The organism is Geodermatophilus arenarius (genome assembly GCF_042654585.1).
Classification (GTDB): Bacteria; Actinomycetota; Actinomycetes; order Mycobacteriales; family Geodermatophilaceae; genus Geodermatophilus; species Geodermatophilus arenarius.
The window spans coordinates 12,748-37,218 of the sequence record NZ_JBHSGR010000033.1; the positions used below are offsets into that span (position 1 = coordinate 12,748).

Sequence of the window (24,471 nt, forward strand, 5' to 3'; positions counted from 1 at the left end):
GCCCCCGAGCCTCCCCGGGTCCACGCGACGGCCCCGGTCCCGCACGTGCGGGACCGGGGCCGTCGTCCGTCTCGGTGGGAGCTGCTCCGGGTCGGCTCCCGGCACGGCCGCCTGCTGCCGCCGAGCGGGCCGGCGAGGACCGTGCGCAGGGGTGGCGACGCGGCGACCCGCCCGGCCCGCAGGTGCCGGTCCGAGCGGGTCCTGCCGGTCGGACGTCGCCTCAGGCGGGGCGGGCCGCGCGGTACCGGTGGGCGGCCGCCTGCCACGCCGGCCGCGGTGCCGGGATCGGCGGCAACGGACTCCGGCCGGCGACCCTCTCCACGTACAGCCGCTGCTGGTTGCGCGCGCGGACGCCGCCGTCGGCCGGCACCGCCCGGCCCTCCCACACCTCGCTCATCGCCGCGTGCAGCAGGGTGAGCGCGCGGGCGCGCATCTGCGAGACGCGGGAGAGCGTGACGCCGAGGTCGGCGGCGATGTCGGTGAGCGACTCCCCACCGAAGAAGTTGCGCTCCACGACCTCGTCGAGCCGGTCGGGCAGCGCGCGGATGGCGTCCTGCAGGTAGCGGGCCCGTTCACCGCGCAGCACCGCCCGCTCGGGGGACTCGCCGGGGTCGGGCAGGTCCAGCGTGCCGCCCTCGGCGCCGGTCTCCGCGTCGATGCTGACCATGACGGCGCGGTGGACGTCGACCTGCAGCGCGTCGAGGTCCTCGCGGCGCACCCCGAGGGCCTCGGCGAGCTCCTCGCGCGTCGGCGGCCGGCCCAGCCGGATGGTCAGGGCGTCGGACGCGGCGTCGGTGCGGCGGGCCGCGGCCCGGACCGAGCGGCTGGCCCAGTCGCCCGAGCGCAGCTCGTCCAGGACCGCGCCCTGCAGCCGGGGGAGGGCGTAGGTGGCGAACGTCGCGCCGGCCGACGGGTCGAACCGGCGGGCCACCTCGACCAGCGCCACCTTCGCGCAGGACAGGAGGTCCTCCCGGCTCACGTGGCCGGGCAGCGAGATGCGCGAGGCCACCGCGTTGACCGCGAACGAGCACAGGGCCAGGTGCTCGGTGACGAGCGCCTCGACCTCGACCTCGGAGCGCAGGACGTCGGGGCGCGCGGCGTCCGACGGCTGCGGGGGAGCGGAGCGCGCGGGAACCGCGCGGTCGGTCACCGGGGAGCGGGCTGCTGGCACGGTCCCTCTCTCGGCAGGGACCGCGCCCTCCCGGACGCACAACTCCTGCCAATCCTGGGAACTCGGCTTGAGGGGCGCTTGCCCGCTGCCGACCGTCTGTCCGCGAAGGCGGGGACACCCGCCGGGAGACGAGGGAGGCGGTGGCGGACGTGGACTTCCAGCACCTGTCGACGCTGCTGTGGCGCGAGCAGGAGCTGCTCGACCTGCTGCTGTTCAAGGCAGAGGAGAAGCAGTACCTGATCCTGTCCGGCAAGACCCGCTGGCTGGCCCGGATCGCCCACGAGATCGAGGTCGTCCTCGACCAGCTGCGCGTCCTCGAGGTCGAGCGGGCCGCCGCCACCGAGGCGATCGCCGTCCGGCTGGGCACCGGGGTCAACCCGTCGCTGCGCCAGCTGGCCGAGGCCGCGCCCGCGCCGTGGAACGACCTGCTGGCCAGGCACCACGAAGCGCTGCTGGTCCTCGTCACCGACCTGCGCAGCCTCTCCGACGCCAACCGCGAGCTCATCGAGGGCGGCCTGTCCGCGATCGGCGACGCGCTGCTGTCGGTCCGCCAGCCCACGGCCGGCACCTACGGCGCCACCGGCCGCTCCGAGCACGGGTCCTCCCGCGCGGTCACCCTGGACGGTGCCCTGTGAGCTCGTTCTCCGGCCTCAACACCGCGACGACGGCGCTCTGGGCCGCCCAGCGCGGACTCGACGTCACCGGCCAGAACATCGCCAACGTCAACACCGACGGCTACTCCCGGCAGCGGGTCGAGCTGCAGTCGGTCAACGGCAACACCGTCCCGGCGATCCACTCCGTCAGCAACCAGGTCGGTCAGGGTGTCGACGCGGACACGGTCATCCGCATCCGTGACGCGTTCCTCGAGAGCCGGGCACAGGCGGAGCGGGCCAACTCCGCGCGGTTGACCGCGGAGAGCGCGGGACTGTCCGCCGTGGAGAACGCGCTCCGCGAGCCCGGCAGCTCGGGCATCCAGAGCATGCTCGCCGACATGTGGGACGGGTGGAGCGACGTCGCGAACCACCCCGAGGACCTGGCCGCACGCAGTCAGCTGCTGCAGCGTACGGAGACCCTGGTGTCCGGCCTCCGGACAGCTGACGGCGTCCTCGGCGCGGAGTGGGAGAAGACCAGGGACAACCTCGACGCCCTGGTCGCGGACGTCAACGCCGCGGCCCGGTCCATCGCGGACCTGAACGCCGCCATCCAGAAGGCATCGCGCGCCGGCCTGCCGGTGAACGAGCTCGCGGACAAGCGCGACGTGTTCGTCCTGCAACTGGCGGAGAAGGTGGGCGCGACGGGCAGGGCGGGGGCCGACGGGCAGGTGGACGTCAGCATCGGGGGGACCTCCCTCGTCACCGGCGACACCGCGACCGCCCTGGAGCTCACCGGCACCACGGACTCCCGGTCGGCCGCGCCCGGGGACCCCCGCCTGGTGACCCGGCCGGGAGGGACCACCGTCCGGCCCGGCGGGACGGCGGAGGGGCAGCTGTCGGTCCTCGGGACGATCCTCCCCGGCTACCGCGGGCGGCTCGACGCGATCGCATCGCAGGTGGCCCGGACGCTCAACGACGCCCAGGCGGGGACCGGTACGGAGCCGGCCTACGACCTGGACGGTGACGTGGGCGGACCGATGGTCGACGACGGGACGGGCGCGGTCACCGTCGACCCCGCCACGGTGACCGCGGCGAACATCCGGCTGCGGCTCACCCGTCCCCAGGACGTGGCCGCCGCGCTCCTCGCGCCGGACGCCGCCGGGCCGTCGCTGGACGGTGGCAACGCGGCCGCCGCCCACCGGTTGCGCCTGGACCAGACCGGCGTGGACGCGACGTACCGCGCGCTGGTCGTGGACCTCGGGGTCCAGGCGGCCGTGGTCGCGCGCAACAGCGACATCCAGGACGTCATCACGGCCCAGGTGGACAGCGCCCGGGAGTCGGTGAGCGGAGTGAACCTCGACGAGGAGATGACCAGGATGATGTCCTTCCAGCACGCCTACTCGGCGGCCGCCCGCATGGTGACGGCCATCGACGAGTCCCTGGACGTCCTCATCAACCGCATGGGCCGAGTGGGGCTGTGACCCGGTGCGCGTGACCCAGCGCTCGATCGCGCTCACCAGCCTGCAGGGCCTCTACCGCAACCAGGACGCCGTCGGTCGGCTGCAGCAGCAGTTGACCGCGGGCAGGACGATCAGCCGCCCCTCGGACTCGCCCACGGGCACCAACCAGTCGATGATCATCCGGGCCGACGCGTCCGGCGCGGCTCAGTACGCCCGCAACATCGCCGACGGGAGCGCGTTCCTCGAGACGACGGACTCCACGTTGCAGTCCATGCTGCAGCAGACCCGGCAGGCCCGGTCGCTCGTCGTCCAGGCGGCGAGCACGGGTGGGATGAGCACGTCGTCCGCCGGCGCGATCCGCACCGAGCTCGAGGGGCTCCGCACGAGCCTGCTCGGCCTGGCCAACGCGGTCGTGCAGGGCCGGCCGGTCTTCGGCGGACCCACGGGAGGCACGGTCGCCTATGCCGACGACGGCACCTTCGTCGGCCGCACGGACGGCGTCCTGACCCGCCGCGTCTCCGACCGTGAGGACATCCGGATCGACGTCACGGGGCCCGAGGCCTTCGGCACGGGGCCCACCGGTCTGTTCGCCGTGCTGGAGAGGGCTGCCGCCGCAGCGGGCGCCCAGGACGCCACCGCCCTGCAGACGGCGCTGGACGACCTCGACGGCGTCATGGAGCGGATGCTGACCGCCACCGCGGACATCGGCACCCGCGCTGCCCGCATGGACCGGGCGGCCGAGGCCAACACCGACCTCCAGCTCAGCCTCAAGCAGCAGCTGGCCGGCGTCGAGGACGTCGACCTGCCGAAGACGATCATGGAGCTGAACCTCCAGCAGGTGGGCTACCAGGTCGCTCTGCAGGCGACCGCCCAGGTCATCCAGCCCTCGCTCGCGGAATTCCTGCGGTGACCCTCGCCCCCGTCGTCACCCTGCCCCTGCTGGGCATGGTGTCCCCGCTGCCCGGCTTCCCCGACTTCCGCGACTACGTGCTCGTCACGGCCGACGGGGACGGGCTGCTGTTCTGGCTCCAGTCCCTGGACGCCGACGGTCCGCGGTTCCTGACCATCCCCCCGGCCCGGTACTTCCCGGACTACGCGCCCGTGCTGCCGGCCCAGGTGCTGGCCGACCTGGACCTCGCCGACCCGACCGACGCCTCGCTGTTCTGCCTGGTCACCGTGCCGGCCGAGGGCCCGGCGGCGGCGACGGCGAACCTGCGCGCCCCCGTCGTGCTCAACCCGGCGAACTGGCGGGCCACCCAGGTCGTGCTCCCCGACAGCCGTCATCCCATCCGGCGTCCCCTGCGCCGATAGAGGAGGGGAGCGGTCCGACCGCTCGACACCCCGCCCCGCCGGGCGGGGGTGCCAGGAGGCCGTCACACACCCATGGAGGGGTACCCGTGCTCACACTGACCCGCAGCGTCGGCGAGACCATCCGCATCGGCGACGACATCGAGGTGCACGTCGTCGAGGTCCGCGGCGGCACCGTCCGGCTGGGCTTCAAGGCCCCGCGCGAGGTGACCATCCACCGCGAGGAGGTCTACCGGCAGATCGCCGAGGCCAACCTGCTCGCCGCGCAGGTCACCGCGGACACGCTCGGCGCGCTCGCCGCCTTCGCGCCGCAGGCCGCCGGCCCCGCGGCCGCCGCCCCGGACGCCCCTGCGGGGGCCGGGAAGCGGCCCGCCCCGCCGGAGCTGCCCGCGCGCTGACGACACGCCACCGACGGCGGGTCCGCGGCTCGGCAACAGTCGCCGATGCGCGGACCCGCCGGACCGGGATGGACGTCCGGACGGGCAAGACCTGACGAAGGTCGGCCCGGAGATTGCACAGGGCACGGCGAGTTGTGTGCCCGTCACCGTCCGCTCATGCGCCAGAGTTGCCCCCGAGCACGACACAGGGGGCGATGAGGATGCAGCACAGCGTGATGGCAGGGACCCAGCAGGCCGACGAGACCGTCGTCGTCCACGTCCAGCTGCGGCCGCGCCGCGGGTCCACCCGGCGCTGCCTGGCCGAGCTGGCGGCTCTGGCCGCCGCGCACCCGTCGGTCGCCTTCTCGGTCACCGGGCTCGGCAAGGACGAGCGGGTCGTCCGCGTCACCGTCGGCGTGGAGCTCGGCCCTCGCGAGGCGATCGCCCGCTTCTCGCCGCAGGCGCAGGCCGCCTACGCCTTCGTCAGTGACCTGTTCACGGTCCTGTACGACCACATGCCGGTGTACGCCGCCGAGCCCTCCGCCGCCGAGCGCGCCGCCGCCGAGGTCCTCCTCCGCGCCGACGACGGCGACCTCGAGGTCCCGGCCGGCGCGTCCGCGTACGAGCGCGTCTCCGCGTAGCGCCCCACCCCTCGCCGACGCCTTCCCCGCGATCGACCAGGAGTCCCCGGTGACCAGCACCCCCCAGCCCGCCGTCCCCACCGCCGACCAGCCGGCCGACGCCGGCACCCGCGCGCCGCTCGTCTTCGGCGGGATCCCCGAGGCCGAGGGCTTCTCGCGGGTCCCGATCACCGCGCGCGACCGGGTGCACTTCCGCGTCGACCGGGACCTGCCGCTGGCCGCGTTCCGCGCCGACCTGCCCGACGGCGTCACGGTCAGCCACGACGAGGGCGAGGGGCTCTACCGCGTGGACGGCCCCTGCGGCCAGGGCCAGGTGCTCGCCGACTGGATCCGCGCCTGGTGCTCGACCCGCGACGTCGCCACCGTGGGCCTGCGCGCGGAGGCCGGCGTCCGCCGCCGTGCCCCGCGCGACCTGCCGCCGGCCTTCCTCGAGGACCTGTGCCGGCACTACCAGCCGGTCAGCCTCAAGCGGCTGCAGCGCAACATGAGCACGATCCGGATGCACCTGCCCGACCCCGACGACCTCGGCCAGCAGGTCGCCGAGTGGATCCTCAAGGCGGTCGGCCAGTACGACGAGACCAAGGGCGTCCCGTTCGGCGCCTTCCTCGCCACCCAGCTGTCCAAGTGGGTGCACGACCTGGGCCGCAACGCCCACGGCCGCACCGCCGCCGACACCGAGAACCGGCAGCAGAAGGCGATCGCCGCCTTCCAGGCCGAGCACCAGCGGCGGCCCACCGAGCGCGAGCTCGCGGCCTACATGGGGCAGAGCGTGACCACGCTGCGGCGCAACTCGCAGACGGTCGCCACCCTCAACGGCCTGCGCAACCTGCAGTCCCTCGACGGCGGCCCGGACGCGACCGAGGTGCTGCTGCCGGACTCCAGCGAGGCGCCCGACCAGATCATGGACGAGGCGGAGCAGACGCTGCTGTCGCACGCCCTGACCGCGGCCTGCGCCCCCGACCCGACCGCCGCGCGCGGCCAGCGGGCCGCGCAGCCCAACGTCCTGGGCTGGGCCACCTGGTACCTGACCACCTGGGGCGGGCAGACCAAGACCCAGGTGTCGGCCGACCTCGGGACCTCGGTGCGCAACATGAACGTGCACGCCGACCGCGTCGAGCGGGCGCTGAAGGACCGGCTCGCCGAGCTCTCCGAGTGACCGTCTACTCGGCAGGGGCCACGCACGTCTCCCCGAGAGGTGGGCGATCCGTCACCCGGATGGGGTGACGCCGCCCTCCACGACCACCGCGACGGACCTGCTCACCCGGCCACTGCGACCGTCGGGAACCTCGAGACGGATGTCGTGCCGGCCGCGCGTGAGGCCGGACACGAGCAGTTCGTTGCCCTCGCCGAGCGGTCCGTCGAGGCTGGAGGACCACCAGACCTCGTCGCCGTCGCAGAGGCCCGCGTCGGGTGAGTAGCCACCCCCGAGCAGCAGCACGTTGCCACGCTCGGGAACCCGCTGCCCGTCGCTCGGCGAGAGGACGTAGACCCGCGGGGGCTTCGTCTCCACGGCGAAGTGATCGCTCTCCGTCGCGGTCGTCCGCACGCCCCTCGCCGCCGCTACCTGGAAGACGCAGTCATCGCCGCCGGCGAGAGTGTCCAGGTTCACCGTGAGACTGCCGCCTCGGACGTTCGCGGCGAGCGTCGTCCACCTTCGCCCGCCGTCGTTCGAGTAGCGCACGAGATGGCGGATCAGGAGCGGATCCGCAGGTGTCGGCCACTCCAGATGGCGAACGTGTGCCCGGCTCGCGTCGCGGGTCATCCGGAGTCGCGGGGGCGGCGGACCCTCGGGGTCGATGGGGATCCGGCCCCAGTCCCTCTCGTCCCGTCGGAAGGAGACACTCCGCGCGCCTGCGTCCCAGGGGATGGTCGTCGAGACCCGTAGGACCCCGTCCCGCGGGTCCTGGAGACGATCGGTGAGGACGCACTCCGCGGATGCGAGCACCCGGTCGTCCTCACCGAGCAGGTCGCACCAGATCCTGGACTCACGGGTGGTCCGGGCCGGGGGCAGTGGCCCCTCCAGGTGGTATCCGGACACGATGGAGGGTCCGGTGGTCCGGGACAGCTCGGCGATCAGGTAGAGGTGTTCGCGCGGAGGTGGGGGGGACTCGACCATGGTGGTGCTGAGGGCCGACTTCGCGCCCAGGGTGATCATGGCCCACTTGAGGTGGTCGTACGTGTAGGGGGAGGTCCAGGCCGGGGAGCAGTACGACATGAAGTCCCTGTGCTCCATCGGTGAGAGGGGGGTCATCGCCGCCACGTCGAAGCCGTACTCGCCGATGCTCCCGCTCTCGTGGAGACCGTACGCGGGGTAGTCCCGGTCGAGGTGCTTGGTGGCTCGGCACGGAGCGTGGTAACGGCCCAGGACATGGCCGATCTCGTGCGCCGCCACCATCGGACCCCAGTCCAGCTTGAAGACGGCCGCGCGATCCCACTGGATCCCGCCGATCCCCGACGGTGGGATCTCCTCGGGGAGGCACCCGGCCACGACGTCCGCGCCGTCGTCACTGGTCATCGTCGCCATCGCCAGCTCCGACGACAGTGCATACCAGCCCGCAATCCCTCGCAGGTCCCACGTGCACTCGTGCTCCGTGCACCCGACGTACTCCCACTGCGACACCGGGAGCATCCGTAGCGCACTGTTCATCTGGTTGCCGAAGTCCGACACCTCGGGGGCCGGGACGTCCGATGGCTGGCCGAGGTAGTCGGGCCCCCTGTAGCAGATGAGTACCGCGCGGACCTTCGGTCGGGGGATGTCGAGGAAGGGGACGTCGAACTCCTCTAGCGGACTGAAGTAGAAGTGCGTCTCCGCCGGAGACTCGGCATAGGTGGCCAGCTGGACGGAGAACCGCACGACGCCTCGGCACAGCTTGGCCGGGACGAAGAAGTTCACGCTGTGGTCGGAGCTCCCGCGATCGGTGTGCGCCCAGGATCTCGGGAGGACGGGGCTCTCGTTGACCGGAGAGAGGGGCGGGCCGCTGACCCATGCGCCGTCCTCACGTCGCTTGACGTTTAGCACCCCCCAGACGTCGTTGAGCCCTCCCGGCCATGGGGTCTCGAAGTGGGGATAGACCCGTATGACCATGGGCTTCCCGGCGACCATGTCGATCGTGTTCTGCCAGGCGTCGGGACAGCCGGACCCGGTGCCGGGCTGGAACTCGGGCATGTACTGCACGCTCTGCGTGCGCTCGGTCCTGCCGATGGAAAGCTTCCAGTCTCCCGGGTTGATCGCCACGGTCAGCTGGCCGGGGCCCCAGGGAGCTGTCGGAGCGGAGCTACCGCTGCGGGAGCGTCCAAGGGGCGACAGGAAGCGCTGCAGGAGACCGGTCAGTCCTCCCTCAGGACCGATGTCTCGTGCCCGGCCGGGGGTGCTGACCGCGCTGGTTCGACTCTCCGTCATGGCGGCACCTCGTCTCGTCGCACACGGGTGGACGACGTGACCTCGGCGAGGAATCCGTCCGCCCTGGCGACGAGCGCTGGCCTCGTCCGGATCTCCAGGACGCCACGCCGTGCAGGCCGACCCCGCGGTGTGCCTGCCGCTGACACGTGGTCGAGAGGCTCTCGCCTCCCTCCGATTGCACCCCTCGCCGTCCGATTCCGGCCGGACTCACGCGCCGGCGCGCGCTGGGGCCGAGGAGCGCTCCGTGTGTCAGAACCCAGCGTGAGCGGTCCCGCCGACAGGATCGACGCCGTGGGGGTCCGGACACCGCCTCGGCTGGACCCGGGGCGACGGGGCCGGCGCCGTGTCCCGTCAGTGCGGGAGTCCCCTCCAGACGGTCACCGAGCGACACTCCTGTAACAGCCCGAAGTCGTCCGGTTCTCCGGGGTCCAACCCGGCGTCGGACTGCCGATATCGAGGACGTGACCGCGAGTCCCCGCTGCACTGACGCCGGGGAACCGCAGACGCCGACGGGGGGAGGTGTGCGGTGAGCGTGCTGCCTGCGGGCGACCCCGCCGTCGTCCTGCTCCCGCACTGGCTCTCCGGGGCCGACCGCGAGCTGCTGGCCGGCGTCGTGCGTGCCGCCGTCGAGCGGCCCGGCGTCCACCCGGTCGCCGCCGTCCACCTGGCCGACGTCCTGACCGAGCTGCACGTGGCCGCCGCCCGCGACGCCGTCTGGCCCGGCCCCGCCGCCCGCGTCCGCCGGGTCACCGGCTGGGCCGAGGACGTCCTGCCGGTGCGGCTGTCGGCCGCCGAGCTCGACAGCGTCCTCGGCCTGGCCGAGCTGCCGGGCGACCTGCGCGCGACCCTCGGGGGACGCCGCCCGTGACGCGGGGGCGCCCCGGCCGCTCCTCGTCGGGCCTGCTGCAGCGGCTGCGCCCGGCGCCGGTCGCCGTCGACGACGTCCGCGCCGCCGCGGACGCGGTGCTGCCGGGCCTCGCGACCGGCGGCCTGCGCGCCGCCGTGCTCGCGGACCCCGTCCGCGGGCCGGTGCTGGTCCTGGCCGAGGACGAGCGCCGCGTGCGGGTGCCGCTGCACGACCTCGCCGAGGACATGACCGACGCCGGCGTGACCCCCACCGCCGACGGCGTCGCCGCCGCGCTCACCGCCTTCGTCGCCGCCCGCCCGGTCAGCGACGCCGCGGCCGCCGGCGCCGGCGTCGCCGTCCTCGACTGGACCGGCCCGGCGTGCACCGCCGTCGGCTGGCGGGTCGTCGTCCGCCGCGGGGACCGCACCGTCGCGTGGACGCCGTCGGACCGCGCTGACGCCGCCGTGGTGGCCCGCACCCGCACCGCCGCCACCGCCCGGGCCGCCGACGCCGGGGGCGTGCTCCGCGTCGAGGGGCCGGTGGCGCTGTGGTCGCACCCCGGCGCGCCGATGCTCGCCACGGCTGCGCTGGCCGATCCCGAGCGGCTGCTCGGGCGGATCGCCGGGGCCGGGTTGCGCGTGGCCGAGCCGCACGTCGTCGTCACGCCGCTGCGGCCGCTGGCGTGCGCCTCCGCGGGGGTGACCGACCGCCTGGCCGGGCTGACCGGCGAGGCGTGCGTGCGCCTGCCCTGGGCCGCCCTGCCCGACCTCCGCTGGCTGTGAGGCGGCCCCTCCGCAGGGTCCCGCCGCGAGCCTGCGAGCGGTGGGGGGCAGAGGGGTCCTTCGTCAGGCCAGGTGCCCGAACTCCCAGTGCCAGGGCTCGGGCTTCTCGCCGCCGGGCCGGGCCCAGTCGGGGTTGACGAAGCCGAACCGCCCGGCGTGCTCGGTCATCCACGTCCACTGCGGCGTGCCGGCGACGTTCACCCCGCCGCACAGGTCCACCGCCAGCGCCCAGCCGTGGTTCGACGTCCCCGGCACGGCGGCCAGCGCGGGCTTGCGGCGGAACGCGTCCACCTGCGCGGCCATCGACCGGTAGGAGTCGGTGACGCACAGCGGGCTGCCGAAGGCCGCCTCGTAGGCCCGGGCCAGCGCGGCGTAGCCGGCCGCGGCGTCGCAGCGCAGCGCGTGGCCGCGGGCGATCGGGCACAGCGCCTCGGCGGGGATCCGGCCGTTGGACCAGCCACCCCACGCGGGGCTCACCGGGCCGACCGGCGCCGGGGGAGCGCCGCAGGCCCCGCGGCCGGACGCCGACGCCGGCAGCGGCGCGTTCGGCGTCGCGGGCGCCGGCAGGGTGACCCGCACGGCGCGGGCGTCGGCGGGCATCGAGCGGACGCCGACCTGGTAGGTGGCCGCCGAGGCGCCGAGCACCTCGCCGTCGCCGAGGTAAAGGGCCACGTCGGCGCCGCCGTCGGAGACGACCAGGTCGCCGACCTGCAGCTGCGAGGCGGGCACGACGGTCGCCGCGGCCCACTGCTCCGCGGCGCCGGCCGGCAGGTCGTAGCCGGCCAGCAGCCACGCCGAGGCGGTGAGCCCGCCGCAGTCGAAGGCGTCCGGGCCCGTGGCGCCGGCGGCGTACGGGCGGCCCAGCCGGGACAGCGCGCTGCTCACCGCGGCGACGGTCTCGGCCGGCAGCACGGTCACCGGCCGGTTGCCGACGACGGCCCACGCCACGCCGGGCACGGCCTGCCCGGCGGCGTCCAGCGCGGGGGAGAAGCCGTCGGGCAGCGTCGCCGGGTCGGCCAGCTCGGCCGCGGACGGCGGCTCGACGCCCGCCGACGCGAGCCCGGCGAGGTGGCCCTGCCAGCGCTGCAGCGCGGCGGTGTTGCGCTCCTGCTGCGTGCCGGCGGCCGGGACGGTGTCCAGCGCGGCCAGCTGCGCGGAGACGTCGAGGCCGAGGTCGTCCACGGTCGCGCGGACGCCGGCCAGCACGGTGCGGGCGTGCGCCGCGGCGGCGGCGGCGGCGGCGAGCGCGGCGGCCACCCGTGCGGCGGCGGCCGCCGCCGCGGCCGCGGCGCGCTCGGCGCGGACGACGGCGGTCTCCCGCTCCTGGGCGGCGCGGTCGGCCAGCGCCTGGCGGTAGAGGACGTCGCCGGTGGTCGCGGGTGCCGCGGCGGACAGGCCGAGGACCGGCATGCGGGTCTGCGCGGAGGCGCGGTAGAGGTCGGCCGCGGCGGAGCCGACGGTGACCTGCTCGGCGGCGACGGCGGCCCGCGCTGCCTGCTCGGCCTCGACCGCGGCCTGCAGCTCGGCCCGCCGCGTGGCGACCTCGCCCTGCAGCCGGCGGTAGGCGTCGGCGTCCTGCAGCAGGGTGCTGCGGGCGGCCAGGGCCAGGCCCGCGGCGCCGGGGGCCACCGTGGCCGAGCCGGGCGCGGAGGTGGCCGGGGCGAGCAGCACGGTGAGGACGGGCACGAGCAGCGTGGCCAGGCCGACGACCCGCAGCCGGGTGCGCCAGGGGCCGCGCCCGCGCGGCGTCCGGGCGGCGGGCCGGCGGCGGGCCGGCTGCTTCCGGCGCTTCTCCGTCTTCTGCGCCGTGGTGCCGGTGCGGCGCGGGGGGACCGGAGCGCCGGTGGCGGCGCGGGCGGCGAGGAGGGCGCGCAGCGCCTCGGCCTCGCGGGCGGTGAGCTCGCGGCGGGGAGCGGTGCGGGGGGAGGCCGTGCGGGAGGGGGCGGTCGTGCGCGCGGGAGCGGGCGTGCGTGGTGCGGGCACGGCGGGGTCCCCCGGGCGGTCTCGATCGGCTGGCCGCGCTCCGGCGTGGAGCGCTCGCCGTCAGATCGACCGCCCGGGGGACCCGGAGGAGGGACGGGAGGGGAGGCCTCACCCCGACGGGGGAGGGGATGCGCCCGGCCGGGGGACCGGGCCGGCGCGCCGGGCACCTCCGCGGAGAAGCCCGGCGCACCTCCGCCGCGAGGTCAGCGGTCGGGCGGCCACCAGGCGCCGTGCCGCGCCACCAGCGGGATGCGGTGCTCGGCGCCGTCCTCGGTGACCACGACCAGCTCGACGGCGGTGATCGGCACCGGCCGGTCGTCGTCGTCGCGCAGCAGCCGCCCGGTGGCCAGCGGGATCGGGGGGAGGACCAGCAGGTCCTCGCCGGGCGGCTCGCTGCCCATCGACGACGTCGTCAGCGCTCGGCCAGCGGGACGAACGCCCGCTCGGTCTCACCGGTGTAGACCTGCCGCGGGCGGCCGATCTTCGTCGTCGGGTCGGCGATCATCTCCCGCCACTGCGCGATCCACCCGGGCAGCCGGCCCAGCGCGAACAGCACGGTGAACATGCGGGTCGGGAAGCCCATCGCCCGGTAGATCAGCCCGGTGTAGAAGTCGACGTTCGGGTAGAGCCTGCGCTCGACGAAGTAGTCGTCGGACAGCGCGATCTCCTCGAGCTGGCGGGCGAGGTCGAGCAGCTGGTTGTCCCCGCCGAGCTTGTCGAGCACGGTGTCGGCGGTCTGCTTCACGATCGCCGCGCGCGGGTCGTAGTTCTTGTACACCCGGTGCCCGAAGCCCATGAGCTTGACGCCGGGCTCCTTCTTCTTCACCCGCTCGACGAACGCCGGGATGTCCCCGCCCTCGCCCTGGATGGACTCGAGCATCTCCAGCACCGACTGGTTGGCCCCGCCGTGCAGCGGGCCGAACAGCGCGTTGATGCCGGCCGACACCGAGGCGAAGAGGTTGGCGTGCGAGGAGCCCACCAGCCGCACCGTCGACGTCGAGCAGTTCTGCTCGTGGTCGGCGTGCAGCACGAAGAGCATGTCGAGGGCGGCGGCGAGCTCGGGGTCGACCTCGTAGGGCTCGGCCGGGAAGCCGAAGGTCATCCGCAGGAAGTTCTCGACCAGGCCCAGCGAGTTGTCCGGGTAGAGGAACGGCTGACCGACCGACTTCTTGTACGCGTAGGCCGCGATCGTGGGCAGCTTGGCCAGCAGCCGGACGGTGGAGATCTCCACCTGGTGCGGGTCGAAGGGGTCCAGCGAGTCCTGGTAGAAGGTCGACAGGGCGCTGACCGCCGAGGACAGCACCGGCATCGGGTGGGCGTCGCGCGGGAAGCCCTGGAAGAACTGCTTGAGGTCCTCGTGCAGCAGGGTGTGCCGGCGCAGCTTCTCGTCGAAGGCGGCCAGCTGGTCGGCCGTGGGCAGCTCGCCGTAGATCAGCAGGTAGGTGACCTCGAGGAAGCTGGCCTTCCCGGCGAGCTGGTCGATGGGGTAGCCGCGGTAGCGCAGGACGCCGGCGTCACCGTCGATGTAGGTGATCTCCGACGTGCACGAGGCGGTGTTGACGAAGCCGACGTCGAGCGCCACCTGCCCGGTGGTCGCCAACAGCTTGGAGACGTCGAGCCCGGAGGGTCCCTCCGACGCCGGGACCGTGCGCAGCGGGAGGTCACCCCCCGCGTGTCGCAGGGATACCTCGGGGGTGCTGGCTGTCTCGGTCATGGTGGCCCGACGCTACTGGCGTCGGGCCCCGAGGACGACAGGGACCGTCCCCGCACGGGGGTGGGCCGGGCTCCCGGCCCACCCCGCACGGTCAGGGGTGGGTCATCGAGAGCACGTCGAGGGCCTCGTCGAGCTGGGCCTCGGTGAGCTTGCCCTGCTCGACGTAGCCGCGCTCGAGCACCACCTGGCGGATCGTCTTCTGCTCGGCCAGCGACTGCTTGGCGACCTTCGCGGCCTCCTCGTAGCCGATGTACTTGTTGAGCGGCGTCACGATCGACGGCGAGGACTCCGCGTAGGTCCGGCACTGCTCGACGTTGGCGACGATCCCGTCGACGCAGCGGTCGGCCAGGATCCGGCTGACGTTGGCCAGCAGGCGGATCGACTCGAGCACGTTGCGGGCCATGAGCGGCAGCGTCACGTTGAGCTCGAAGACGCCGGTGGTGCCGGCGTAGGTGACCGCGGCGTCGTTGCCGATGACCTGGGCGGCGACCTGGATGACCGCCTCGGGGATCACCGGGTTCACCTTGCCCGGCATGATCGAGCTGCCCGGCTGCAGGTCGGGCAGCTGGATCTCGCCGAGCCCGGTGCGGGGGCCCGAGCCCATCCACCGCAGGTCGTTGGCGATCTTCACCAGGCCGACGGCGATCGTCTTCAGCTGGCCGGAGGCCTCGACCAGCGAGTCCCGGGAGCTCTGCGCCTCGAAGTGGTTGCGCGCCTCGGACAGCGGCAGGTCCAGCTCCGCGGCGAGGGTGTCGATGATCGCGGCCGCGAAGCCGGGCGGGGTGTTGATCCCGGTGCCGACGGCGGTGCCGCCCAGCGGCAGCTCACCGATGCGCGGCAGCGAGGCCTCCAGCCGCTCGACGCCGTAGCGGATCGCCGCGGCGTAGCCGCCGAACTCCTGGCCGAGGGTGACCGGGGTGGCGTCCATGAGGTGGGTGCGGCCGCTCTTCACGACCTCGGCGAACTCCGTCTCCTTGCGGGTGAGGGAGGACTCGAGGTGGCGCAGGGCCGGGACGAGGTCGCGCACGATCGCCCGGGTGGCGGCCACGTGGATGGCCGAGGGGAAGACGTCGTTGGACGACTGCGAGGCGTTGACGTGGTCGTTCGGGTGCACCGGCGTGCCGGCGGCCTCGGTGGCGAGGGTCGCGACGACCTCGTTGGTGTTCATGTTGCTCGACGTCCCCGAGCCGGTCTGGAAGACGTCGATGGGGAAGTGCTCGTCCCACCTCCCGGACGCCACCTCGGCGGCGGCCGCGGCGATCGCCCGCGCGACCTCGCCGTCGAGGACGCCGAGGTCGGCGTTGACGCGGGCCGCGGCGCCCTTGATGGCGGCCAGGGCGGCGATGAGCTCGCGCTCGATGGGGGTGCCCGAGATGGGGAAGTTCTCGACGGCGCGCTGGGTCTGGGCACGCCACTTGGCCCACGCGGGGACACGGACCTCCCCCATGGAGTCGTGCTCGACGCGGTAGTCCTGCTCGGTGGCCACGCTGGCTCCCGTGTGGTGTCGGTGGGATCGGTGCTGCACGCGTGACCCTAGAAGGGCCCCGTCCTCCCCACTGCCCGCAGCCTCGGAGTGGGACCCGGGACGGCGCGGCTCCGGGTCCTACGGTGCGGCGACGCCGACGGCCCGAGGAGACCCCGTGACCCACCCGTACACCCCGGACGCGCCCGGCACCGTCCCCGTGGGCGGCTGGACGCCGTGGGGCACCTGGGACCCCACCGCCGGCCGGGCGCCCGCCGTCCCGCCGGCGCCCACGCCGGTGACCGCCCCCGCGCCGGCCTCCCGCGTCCTCCCCGCCGCCCTGCTCGCGGGCGGCCTCGCCCTCGGGCTGGTGCTCGCCGCCGTCGTCGGCGCGCTGGTGCTCCGCGGCGCCGCGGACGACGCCGGCCGCGCGGCCGGCGAGGCGATGGGCGAGGCGGTCGGGGAGACCCTCTACGGCGGCGTCCCCTCCGAGTACTACGACTACGGGACCGGGGGCGGGCCGGGCGAGGTCGAGCAGTCCGAGCCGGTGCCGCCCGGCGTCCTCGGGTCCGACCCCCTCCTCGACGCCCACGCCCAGGGCTGCTTCGACGGCGACCTGCAGGCCTGCGACGACCTGTTCGCCGAGTCGCCGCCGCTGTCGGAGTACGAGGAGTACGCGCTCACCTGCGGCGGCCGCGTGAAGGCGTGGTCGGTGCCGCTGTGCACCGACCTCGACTGACCGGCCCGTCCGTGACCTGCCGGTGCTGGTCGCCACCACCCGGCCCACCTAGCCTGACCAGCGCATCTACCTGAACCGAGGAGTCCGCACCATGTCCCAGCCGCCGTATCCGCCGCCGGGCGGCAACGACCCCCAGGGCGAGCAGCCCGGCCGGCAGGGGTGGGGGCAGTCCGACGACCCGACGAGGCAATTCGGCCAGCCGGCGCCCCCCACCTCCCAGTTCCAGCCGGGCCGGTACGGCCAGCCGGGCGAGCGCGACCAGACCTCGCCCTTCCCCCAGCCCGGTCAGCAGCCCCACGGCCAGCCGGGCCAGGACCCGACGCAGCAGTACGGCCAGCAGCCCTACGGCCAGCAGCCCTACGGCCAGCAGCCGTACGGGCAGCCCGGCTACGACCCGACGCAGCAGTACGGGCAGCAGGCCTACGACCCGAACCAGCAGTACGGCCAGCCCTACGGCCAGTACGGGCAGCCCGGCTACGGCCAGCAGCCCTACGGCCAGCAGCCCTACGGCCAGCCGGGCCACGGCCAGCCGCAGCAGAAGGGCAACAGGAAGAACGTCGTCATCGCCTCGGTGGTCGCCGGGGTGCTGCTGGTCGCCGCCGCGGCCGTCGGGCTGTTCTTCCTCCTCCGCGACGACGACGGCTCGACCGTCGCCGACCCGACGCGGACCAGCACCTCCTCGTCCGCGTCCAGCTCGTCGTCCTCGGGCCCGTCCTCGTCGTCGTCCTCGTCGAGCAGCTCCTCGTCGTCCTCGTCGTCGTCCGGCGGGGGCGGTGGTGCGGGGTCGACCTCGGCGCCGGTGCCCCCGCAGGGGCTCGGCTCGGACCCGGACGGCGAGTTCCAGCCGCTGGCCGAGGCCTGCTTCGCCGGTGACTTCTCCGCCTGCGACGAGCTGTGGGTCTCGACGCCGATCGACTCGGCGTACGAGCAGTACGGGGGCACCTGCGCCGGCCGGGTGAGCTACGAGGCCAACGGCTGTGTGTCGCGGCTCGGTGAGGGCGTGCCGGAGCCGCAGAGCGACCCGGTCCCGCCGCAGGGCCTCGGGGAGGACCCGGACGGCGAGTTCCAGCCGCTGGCCGACAGCTGCTTCGCCGGCGACTGGGCGGCCTGCGACGACCTGTGGGGCTCCTCCCCGTCGGACTCGCCGTGGGAGCAGTACGCCGGCACCTGCGCCGGCCGGGTGAGCTACGAGGTCGCCAACTGCGAGGGCCGGCTCGGCTGACGCCGGTCCCGCAGACGCACCACGGCCCCGGGGCGAGCGCCCCGGGGCCGTGGTGCGGTGCTGGAACGGCCCGCCTGCGGAGCCCCGCCGCGAGCGTGCGAGCGGTGGGGGGCAGGCGGGTCCTTCACTCGTCGTCGGAGCGGTCGAAGGGCACGGCGGAGTAGGCGCGCAGCTTCTCCAGCGAGTGCAGGCTGTCGATCGAGCGGATGGTGCCCGAGCGCGAGCGCATGACCAGCGACTGCGTGGTGCAGCCGCCGGCGCGGTACTGGACGCCGCGCAGCAGCTCGCCGTCGGTGATGCCGGTGGCGACGAAGAACACGTCGCCGCGCACCAGGTCGTCGATGGTGAGCACGCGGTCGAGGTCGTGGCCGGCGTCGACCGCCTTCTGCCGCTCCTCGTCGTCCTTGGGCCACAGCCGGCCCTGCAGCGCACCGCCCATGCACTTGAGCGCGCAGGCGGCGATGATCCCCTCCGGCGTGCCGCCGATGCCCATGAGCAGGTCGACCCCGGTGCCCTCCCGGGCCGCGGCGATCGCGCCGGCGACGTCGCCGTCGGTGATGAACCGGATCCGCGCGCCGGCCTCGCGGACCTCGTGCACGAGCTGGTCGTGCCGCGGCCGGTCGAGGATGCAGACGGTGACGTCCTCCACCCGGCCGTGCTTGGCCTTGGCGACCCTCCGGATGTTCTCGGCGACCGGCGCGGTGATGTCGACGACGTCGGCGGCGGCTGGGCCGGTGGCGATCTTCTCCATGTAGAAGACCGCCGACGGGTCGTACATCGCGCCGCGGTCGGCCACCGCCATGACGGCGATGGCGTTCGGCATGCCCTTGGCCATCAGGGTGGTGCCGTCGATGGGGTCGACGGCGACGTCGCACTCGGGGCCGTAGCCGTCGCCGACCTGCTCGCCGTTGTAGAGCATCGGCGCCTGGTCCTTCTCGCCCTCGCCGATCACGACGACGCCGCGCATGCTCACCGTGCCGATCAGCGCCCGCATGGCGTCGACGGCGGCGCCGTCGCCGCCGTTCTTGTCGCCGCGGCCGACCCAGCGGCCCGCCGCCATCGCGGCGGCCTCGGTGACGCGCACCAGCTCGAGGGCGAGGTTGCGGTCGGGCGCCGGGCGGTCGGTGCGGAAGGTGCTCCGGCGGGGCGTGGGTGGCACGGGGCCGTCGGGTACGGGCAGGGTCACGGGACCTCCTGAGTCCGGCACCGTTGCCGGTGCCCGCCGCCCGCGACCCGTCCCCGGGGCCGGTCGGGCGCGCAGGGCAGTCCGGGAGCGGGGCGGCGGGGTCGTGGATCGGTGCTGCGATCCTAGGGGCATGACCAGTTCCGGCCCGTCGGGCCAGCAGGCCCCCGAGGAGCAGCCGCCGCCGGCGCCGACCGCGGCGGAGCGCGCGAACCGGATGAGCGCGGCCAACATGCTCCGGTCGCTGCTGCCGCTGGTGGTCATCGTCCTGCTCGTCGCCGGCTGGGTCGCCTTCCGCCAGAGCGGCATCGACCCCGTCCGCCCGATCGACCCGACCAGCAGCGTCCGGCTCGCCGCCGAGCGGGCGTCCTACACCGTGGAGGTGCCCGCCGGGCTGCCCGACGGCTACCGGCCGACCAGCGCGCGCACCGACGCCGCGGACGCCGGCGAGGGGGAGCCGGTGACCCTGGAGATCGGCTACGTGACGCCCTCGGACGAGTACGCGGGCTTCCTCACCACCGACGACCCCGACGCCGACCGGCTGCGCGCCGTCCTCGACGGCGCGCAGGACGACGGCAGCGTCGACCTGGCCGGGCGCACCTGGACCCGGCAGACCAACGGCCGCGGGGAGACCGTGCTGTCGCTGGAGACCGGGGACGTGACCACCGTGGTCACCGGCTCGGCCGACGACGACGAGCTGCAGACCGTCGCCACCGCCGTCGCGCCGGTCAGCGTCCCCAGCTGAGGCTCAGCCCTCCTGCTCGCCGGGCGCCGCGGCGGCCAGCCGCTCGCGGGCGCGGTCGAGCCAGTGCTGGCACAGCTGCGCGAGCTGCTCGCCGCGCTCCCAGAGGCCGAGGGACTCCTCGAGGGTGAGCCCCCCGGCCTCGAGCCGGCGGACCACCTCGGCCAGCTCCTCGCGGGCCTGCTCGTAGGTCTGCGTCGGCTGCTCGGTCGTCGGCTCGCTCACCATGTCCCCGGTTCGCTCCCGCGGAACGCTCCGCTCCTCGCTCGTTCCTCGCTGCGATGCCCGCGTTCCCGTCCGCTCACGGCTCCCCATCCTGCCCGTCCACCCGGACGGCCAGCCGCCCGCCCGCGACCCGCACCGACAGCCGCTCACCGTCGGCCACCTCGGCCGGGTCGCGGACCAGGGCGCCGTCGGCCCGCTGCACCAGCGCGTAGCCGCGCTGCAGCGTCGCCTGCGGGGACAGCGCGGCCACCCGCGCGCGGGCGTGGTCGAGGTCGCGCTCGGCGGACTCGACGCGGTGGGTGAGCGTGCGGCGGGCCCGGTCGCGCAGCGCCGCCACGTCGTCGGCCCGGCCGTGCAGCAGCCGCTGGGGGTCGGCGAGCACCGGCCGGCTGCGGACGCTCTCCAGCCACCGCTCGGACTGCTCGAGGCGCACGGTGAGCAGGTGCCGGGCGCGGGCGCGCAGCCCGTCGACCAGCCGCCGCTGCTCGCCGATCTCGGGGACGACGCGGTGTGCGGCGTCGGTGGGGGTGGCCGCGCGGACGTCGGCGACGTGGTCGACCAGCGTGGTGTCGGTCTCGTGCCCGACGGCGGTGACCACCGGCGTGCGGCAGGCGGCGATCGCGCGGACCAGGCCCTCGTCCGAGAAGGGCAGCAGGTCCTCGACCGAGCCGCCGCCGCGGGCGATGACGATCACCTCGACCTCGGGGTCGCGGTCCAGCCGCTGCAGCCCGTCGATCACCGAGGCGGCGGCGTTCACGCCCTGCACCAGGCTGTGGTGGACGGCGAAGCGCACCGCGGGCCAGCGGCGGCGGGCGGTGACCAGCACGTCCCGCTCGGCGGCGGAGTCCTTGCCGGTGACCAGCCCGACCACGGCGGGGGCGAAGGGCAGCGGGCGCTTGCGGGCGGGGTCGAACAGGCCCTCGGCGGTCAGCAGCCGGCGGATCCGCTCGATGCGGGCGAGCAGCTCACCGAGGCCGACGGCGCGGATCTCGGTGGCGCGCAGGGAGAAGGAGCCGCGGGCGACGTAGTAGTCCGGCCGCGCGCGGACGATGACACGGGCGCCCTCGGTGAGCTCCAGGCCGGGCCGGTCGGCGACGTCGCGGGCGCAGGTGACCGGCACCGAGAGGTCGGCGGCGGGGTCGCGCAGGGTGAGGAACACGGTCGCGGCGCCGCTGCGCCGGTTGAGCTGGGCGACCTGCCCCTCGACCCAGACCTCGCCGAGCCGGCCGATCCACTCGGCGACCTTGCGGGCCACCGTCCGCACCGGCCAGGGCGACTCGGGGGACGAGGGCGCACTCACGGCCCCGAGGGTGCCAGGCGGGGCCGACGGCCCCGCCCGGCACCCCGGGTGGGTCCCCCTCCGCTAGCCGCGGGGCTGCAGGGGGCTGGTCTCGACGGCCTGCTGCTCGAGCTTCTCCAGCCGGTTGCGCAGCATCGTGAGGAACGGCGCCCGGGCGCGGGTGGCCTCCTCGTAGGCGAGCAGGTCCGACACCGTGGCCAGCTGGTAGCCGCGGAGCCGGCCGCGCAGCTGGGCGACGGTGAAGGAGTCGTAGCCCTCGACGGGGGCGGCCCCGGCGGCCTGCGAACCGGACAGCTCGCTGCCGCCCTGCGCGTCGTCGGTGGGGGCGGCGGAGTCCCCGCCGACGGCGCCGACGGCCGCGCCCTCGGCGATCGCCGCGTCCTCCTCGGCGGTGTCGGCCCCACCGACGTCGGTGCGCACCCCGGTGGCCGCGGCGACGGTCGTGCCGCCCTCGTCGGTGGCCTCGGCGACCGGCTCGGGCCCGGTCGTGTCGGTGGCGGCACCGCTGTCCTCGCCGGGGGCGGGCTCGGCGCCGAGCTCCTCGTCGACGCGGGCGTGCTCCCCGGTGACGACGTCGCTCGCCTCGCCGACCGCCGTCCCCTGGGTGGCGGCACCCTCGTCCGTGGCGGCGGCCTGCTCGCCGCCGTCCTCGGGGGCGACGACGCCCTCGTCGGTGACGGTGCCCTCGACCGTGGTGACCTGCCCGTCGGGCGTGATGACGTCGACCTCGGTCGCGGCCTCCTCGGCCGCGGCCGCGTCGGACTCCGCGTCCTCACCCAGCACACCGGCGTCGGGGGAGCCGGCGGCGTCGTCGGCGAGGCCGATGCCGGTGTCGGGCACGCCGGAGTCCGCGGCGTCGGGCACGACCGTGTCGTCGGTGCCCACGTCGGGGGCGCCGGCCAGCTCGCCGACCGGGGAGCCGCCCGGGTCGCTCGCGGCCGGGGTGTCCTCCGGGGCGGCCGCGGTGCCGGCGGGGGTCCCGGTGCCCTCGGCCTCGAGCAGCGCGCTCTCCAGGGCGTCCTCGGCGGTCAGCGCGGAGTCGGCGGCGTCGAGCGCGGACGCGGCCTCCTCGGCGCCCAGCACCTCGTCGTTGACGTCCTCGACGGCGGCGACGACCGCGGCGGGGGACGGCTCCGGGGGCAGCCCGGCGAGCTCGTCGTCGACCAGGCCGGCGGCGTCGGTGTCGACGTCGACCTCCATGACGTCGACCTCCATGACGTCGACCTCGGTGGCGTCACCGACGGTGTCGACGTCGGGGGCGCGGTCGAACGCGGAGTCGCGCAGCACGTCGATCGGCTGGGCGACGAGGGGAGCGCCGCCGGCGGCGGCCTCCTCGTCCTCGTCGAAGGTGGCCAGGCCGGGCTCGCGGTCGCCGCGCAGCCCGGTGAGCACCTCGTCACCGCGGGCGACCAGCCCCGACCACTGCTGCTGCAGCTTCATCGCCGCCTGCAGCGCGATGCCGACGATGCGCACCGGCAGGCCCGGCAGCGTCTGCGGGAGGCTGCGGACGTCGTCGAGGACGGTGGCGGCCAGACCGACGGTGGCGCGGATCGGCTCCGGGATCTCACGGGACATGCGCCCAGCCTGCCGCAGCGCGCGGCGAACGGCACAGCGGCCGGTCCCCGGCCCACCCGGTCGGGCGGCGTGCGGCTCGTCACGCTCCCTCGCGACGGCCGGGCCGGGAGCGCGGCGCCACCTACGATGGGGTCATGGCTGATCAGCGCGGACGGGTCCTGCTGGCCGATCCCCGGGGCTACTGCGCCGGTGTCGACCGGGCGGTGGTGGCCGTCGAGCGGGCCCTGGAGATCCACGGCGCCCCGGTGTACGTCCGCAAGCAGATCGTCCACAACAAGCACGTGGTGGCGACCCTCGAGCGGCGCGGCGCGGTGTTCGTCGACGAGACCGACGAGGTGCCCGAGGGCGCGGTCGTCGTCTTCAGCGCCCACGGCGTCTCGCCGGCCGTGCACGAGGAGGCGAGGGCGCGCTCGCTGCGCACCATCGACGCCACCTGCCCGCTGGTGAGCAAGGTGCACCAGGAGGCGAAGCGGTTCGCCAAGGAGGACTACGACATCCTCCTCATCGGCCACCGCGGGCACGAGGAGGTCGAGGGCACCTCCGGCGAGGCCCCCGAGCACATCCAGCTCGTCGACGGCCCCGACGACGTCGCGAACGTGGAGGTCCGCGACCCCGAGCGGGTCGTGTGGCTGTCGCAGACCACGCTGTCGGTCGACGAGACGCTCGCGACCGTCGACCAGCTCAGGACCCGGTTCCCCGGCCTGCAGTCCCCGCCGAGCGACGACATCTGCTACGCCACGCAGAACCGGCAGCAGGCGGTCAAGCAGATGGCCGGCGAGTGCGACCTGGTGATCGTCGTCGGCTCGACCAACTCGTCGAACTCGGTGCGGCTGGTGGAGGTGGCCCTGGAGGCCGGCGCCCGCGCCGCGCACCTGGTCGACTACGCCGCCGAGATCGACCCCGCGTGGCTGGAGGGCGTCGGCACCGTCGGCGTCACCAGCGGCGCGTCGGTGCCCGAGGTGCTGGTCAGCGAGGTGCTCGACCTCCTGGCCGGGAGCGGCTACCCCGACGTCGAGACGGTGAAGGCGGCCGAGGAGCGGCTGGTGTTCGCGCTGCCGCACGAGCTGCGGCCCAGGCGCGGCGAGACCGCCCGGCCCGTCCGCTAGGACCCCGGGACGCAGCGAGCCCCCTCCCGGCCGGGAGGGGGCTCGCTGCGTCCGGGAGGCGTCTAGCGCCGGGCGGCCCAGCGGACGATCGCCAGGACCAGGGCCACGGCGGTGGCGACGGCCATCGTGGGGAAGCCGCGGATGAGCACCGTCGCGAGCGTCGGCAGGCTGAACGTCGCCGACGGCGCCAGGCCGATGTTGACCAGCGCGACCGCCACGAACACCAGCGGCGGCGCGACGACGACCGAGAGCAGGTCGCGGCGGCGCACCAGCAGCGTGCCGACGGCGGCGGCCGCGACCAGCGTGACGAGGGTCAGCGTGCCCAGGCCCGTGCCGAGGAACGAGTCGACGGCGCCCCCGGCGAGGGTGATGACGAAGACGCCGAGGACGACGAGCAGGCCGCGCATCCGGCTCCCCTGGGTCGGCTCCGCGGCGGCCCGCCCGGCCGCGCGCGCGGCGGCACGGGTGCCGTGGGCGCGGGGCGGCGTCGCGGGCTCGGGACGCTCGGCGAGCGGGTGGACGCCCGGGTGGGGGGTGCGCTGCTGCGCCGGACGCGCGGCCGGAGGGCGGGCCACGGGCCGGGCCTCGACGGGCGGGCGCGCCGGGACGGCGCCGCGGCCGGCGCCACGGTCGCCGGAAGT

At 75.2% G+C, this 24,471-nt stretch carries 24 protein-coding genes; 13 read left to right on the top strand and 11 right to left on the bottom strand.

Annotated elements, in window-relative coordinates:
* Positions 1–220: 220 nt before the first annotated feature.
* Entirely contained in the window at positions 221–1,150 is a 930-nt protein-coding gene (locus ACFO3M_RS21540) for a sigma-70 family RNA polymerase sigma factor (RefSeq protein ID WP_387993886.1), read from the bottom strand.
* Between the two features lie 161 nt (positions 1,151–1,311).
* On the opposite strand from ACFO3M_RS21540, the gene ACFO3M_RS21545 reads away from it, so the two are divergent.
* The 7 genes from ACFO3M_RS21545 (at position 1,312) to ACFO3M_RS21575 (ending at position 6,706) form a co-directional block, all read left to right on the top strand.
* A complete protein-coding gene (locus ACFO3M_RS21545) occupies positions 1,312–1,806 on the top strand; it encodes a flagellar protein FlgN (RefSeq protein ID WP_387993888.1) in 495 nt (164 codons plus the stop codon).
* Positions 1,803–3,245: a flagellar hook-associated protein FlgK gene (gene flgK / locus ACFO3M_RS21550; RefSeq protein ID WP_387993891.1), complete on the top strand. Its 1,443-nt coding sequence runs from the start codon at positions 1,803–1,805 to the stop codon at positions 3,243–3,245. The genes ACFO3M_RS21545 and flgK overlap by 4 nt, the downstream gene beginning before the upstream one ends.
* Before the next feature lie 10 nt (positions 3,246–3,255).
* Positions 3,256–4,134, top strand: a complete 879-nt coding sequence (locus tag ACFO3M_RS21555; RefSeq protein WP_387993893.1) for a flagellin N-terminal helical domain-containing protein — start codon at positions 3,256–3,258, stop codon at positions 4,132–4,134.
* A complete protein-coding gene (fliW, locus tag ACFO3M_RS21560) occupies positions 4,131–4,535 on the top strand; it encodes a flagellar assembly protein FliW (protein WP_387993895.1) in 405 nt (134 codons plus the stop codon). Before ACFO3M_RS21555 ends, fliW begins: the two co-directional genes overlap by 4 nt.
* 86 nt (positions 4,536–4,621) lie before the next feature.
* The gene (csrA, locus tag ACFO3M_RS22760; protein WP_456904100.1) at positions 4,622–4,930 is read left to right on the top strand and encodes a carbon storage regulator CsrA; all 309 of its coding nucleotides are present in this window, start codon (positions 4,622–4,624) and stop codon (positions 4,928–4,930) included.
* A 215-nt stretch (positions 4,931–5,145) separates the two neighbouring features.
* Positions 5,146–5,550, top strand: a complete 405-nt coding sequence (locus ACFO3M_RS21570) for a hypothetical protein (protein ID WP_387993898.1) — start codon at positions 5,146–5,148, stop codon at positions 5,548–5,550.
* A 49-nt stretch (positions 5,551–5,599) separates the two neighbouring features.
* Positions 5,600–6,706, top strand: a complete 1,107-nt coding sequence (locus ACFO3M_RS21575) for a sigma-70 family RNA polymerase sigma factor (protein WP_387993901.1) — start codon at positions 5,600–5,602, stop codon at positions 6,704–6,706.
* 51 nt (positions 6,707–6,757) lie between these two features.
* Here the strand turns inward: ACFO3M_RS21575 and ACFO3M_RS21580 are convergent, their stop codons facing one another.
* A complete protein-coding gene (locus ACFO3M_RS21580; RefSeq protein WP_387993903.1) occupies positions 6,758–8,785 on the bottom strand; it encodes a hypothetical protein in 2,028 nt (675 codons plus the stop codon).
* A gap of 691 nt (positions 8,786–9,476) precedes the next feature.
* Here ACFO3M_RS21580 and ACFO3M_RS21585 point away from each other — a divergent pair.
* Positions 9,477–9,818 (top strand): hypothetical protein, encoded by a 342-nt coding sequence (locus ACFO3M_RS21585; RefSeq protein ID WP_387993906.1) that lies wholly within the window; start codon positions 9,477–9,479, stop codon positions 9,816–9,818.
* A complete protein-coding gene (locus ACFO3M_RS21590) occupies positions 9,815–10,579 on the top strand; it encodes a hypothetical protein (protein ID WP_387993909.1) in 765 nt (254 codons plus the stop codon). Before ACFO3M_RS21585 ends, ACFO3M_RS21590 begins: the two co-directional genes overlap by 4 nt.
* A 63-nt stretch (positions 10,580–10,642) precedes the next feature.
* Here ACFO3M_RS21590 and ACFO3M_RS21595 read toward each other — a convergent pair whose 3' ends face one another.
* The 4 genes from ACFO3M_RS21595 to ACFO3M_RS21610 all read right to left on the bottom strand — a co-directional run bounded on the left by ACFO3M_RS21595 (position 10,643) and on the right by ACFO3M_RS21610 (position 15,762).
* Positions 10,643–12,562, bottom strand: a complete 1,920-nt coding sequence (locus ACFO3M_RS21595; protein WP_387993912.1) for an NlpC/P60 family protein — start codon at positions 12,560–12,562, stop codon at positions 10,643–10,645.
* Positions 12,563–12,765: 203 nt separating this feature from the next.
* Entirely contained in the window at positions 12,766–12,963 is a 198-nt protein-coding gene (locus tag ACFO3M_RS21600; RefSeq protein WP_387993914.1) for a hypothetical protein, read from the bottom strand.
* A gap of 11 nt (positions 12,964–12,974) precedes the next feature.
* Entirely contained in the window at positions 12,975–14,276 is a 1,302-nt protein-coding gene (locus tag ACFO3M_RS21605; RefSeq protein WP_387993916.1) for a citrate synthase, read from the bottom strand.
* Between the two features lie 91 nt (positions 14,277–14,367).
* Positions 14,368–15,762 (bottom strand): class II fumarate hydratase, encoded by a 1,395-nt coding sequence (locus tag ACFO3M_RS21610; RefSeq protein ID WP_387993919.1) that lies wholly within the window; start codon positions 15,760–15,762, stop codon positions 14,368–14,370.
* Positions 15,763–15,916: 154 nt separating this feature from the next.
* Here ACFO3M_RS21610 and ACFO3M_RS21615 point away from each other — a divergent pair, with 154 nt between their 5' ends.
* Complete coding sequence (locus ACFO3M_RS21615; RefSeq protein ID WP_387993922.1) at positions 15,917–16,477, top strand: hypothetical protein; 561 nt, start codon at positions 15,917–15,919, stop codon at positions 16,475–16,477.
* A 91-nt stretch (positions 16,478–16,568) separates the two neighbouring features.
* Positions 16,569–17,699, top strand: a complete 1,131-nt coding sequence (locus ACFO3M_RS21620) for a chromosomal replication initiator protein DnaA (protein WP_387993924.1) — start codon at positions 16,569–16,571, stop codon at positions 17,697–17,699.
* Between the two features lie 124 nt (positions 17,700–17,823).
* On the opposite strand, the gene glpX is transcribed toward ACFO3M_RS21620, so the two are convergent.
* Entirely contained in the window at positions 17,824–18,885 is a 1,062-nt protein-coding gene (gene glpX / locus ACFO3M_RS21625; RefSeq protein WP_387993927.1) for a class II fructose-bisphosphatase, read from the bottom strand.
* Between the two features lie 130 nt (positions 18,886–19,015).
* On the opposite strand from glpX, the gene ACFO3M_RS21630 reads away from it, so the two are divergent.
* Positions 19,016–19,627 carry a DUF4245 domain-containing protein gene (locus ACFO3M_RS21630; RefSeq protein WP_387993930.1) on the top strand — a complete coding sequence of 204 codons (612 nt, stop codon included), beginning with the start codon at positions 19,016–19,018 and terminating at the stop codon, positions 19,625–19,627.
* Positions 19,628–19,630: 3 nt separating this feature from the next.
* Here ACFO3M_RS21630 and ACFO3M_RS21635 read toward each other — a convergent pair whose 3' ends face one another.
* The 3 genes from ACFO3M_RS21635 to ACFO3M_RS21645 all read right to left on the bottom strand — a co-directional run bounded on the left by ACFO3M_RS21635 (position 19,631) and on the right by ACFO3M_RS21645 (position 22,724).
* Positions 19,631–19,849, bottom strand: a complete 219-nt coding sequence (locus tag ACFO3M_RS21635) for an exodeoxyribonuclease VII small subunit (protein ID WP_387993933.1) — start codon at positions 19,847–19,849, stop codon at positions 19,631–19,633.
* A gap of 76 nt (positions 19,850–19,925) precedes the next feature.
* Positions 19,926–21,149 (bottom strand): exodeoxyribonuclease VII large subunit, encoded by a 1,224-nt coding sequence (gene xseA, locus ACFO3M_RS21640; protein ID WP_387993936.1) that lies wholly within the window; start codon positions 21,147–21,149, stop codon positions 19,926–19,928.
* 63 nt (positions 21,150–21,212) lie between these two features.
* On the bottom strand, positions 21,213–22,724 hold the full coding sequence (locus ACFO3M_RS21645) for a hypothetical protein (RefSeq protein WP_387993939.1): 1,512 nt from the start codon (positions 22,722–22,724) through the stop codon (positions 21,213–21,215).
* A gap of 134 nt (positions 22,725–22,858) precedes the next feature.
* Here ACFO3M_RS21645 and ACFO3M_RS21650 point away from each other — a divergent pair, with 134 nt between their 5' ends.
* Positions 22,859–23,830, top strand: coding sequence for a 4-hydroxy-3-methylbut-2-enyl diphosphate reductase (locus tag ACFO3M_RS21650; RefSeq protein WP_387993941.1), 972 nt, complete (start codon positions 22,859–22,861; stop codon positions 23,828–23,830).
* 62 nt (positions 23,831–23,892) lie between these two features.
* Here ACFO3M_RS21650 and ACFO3M_RS21655 read toward each other — a convergent pair.
* Positions 23,893–24,471 (bottom strand): DUF6542 domain-containing protein (locus ACFO3M_RS21655; RefSeq protein ID WP_387993944.1); only part of this gene is annotated, 579 nt, incomplete at its 5' end.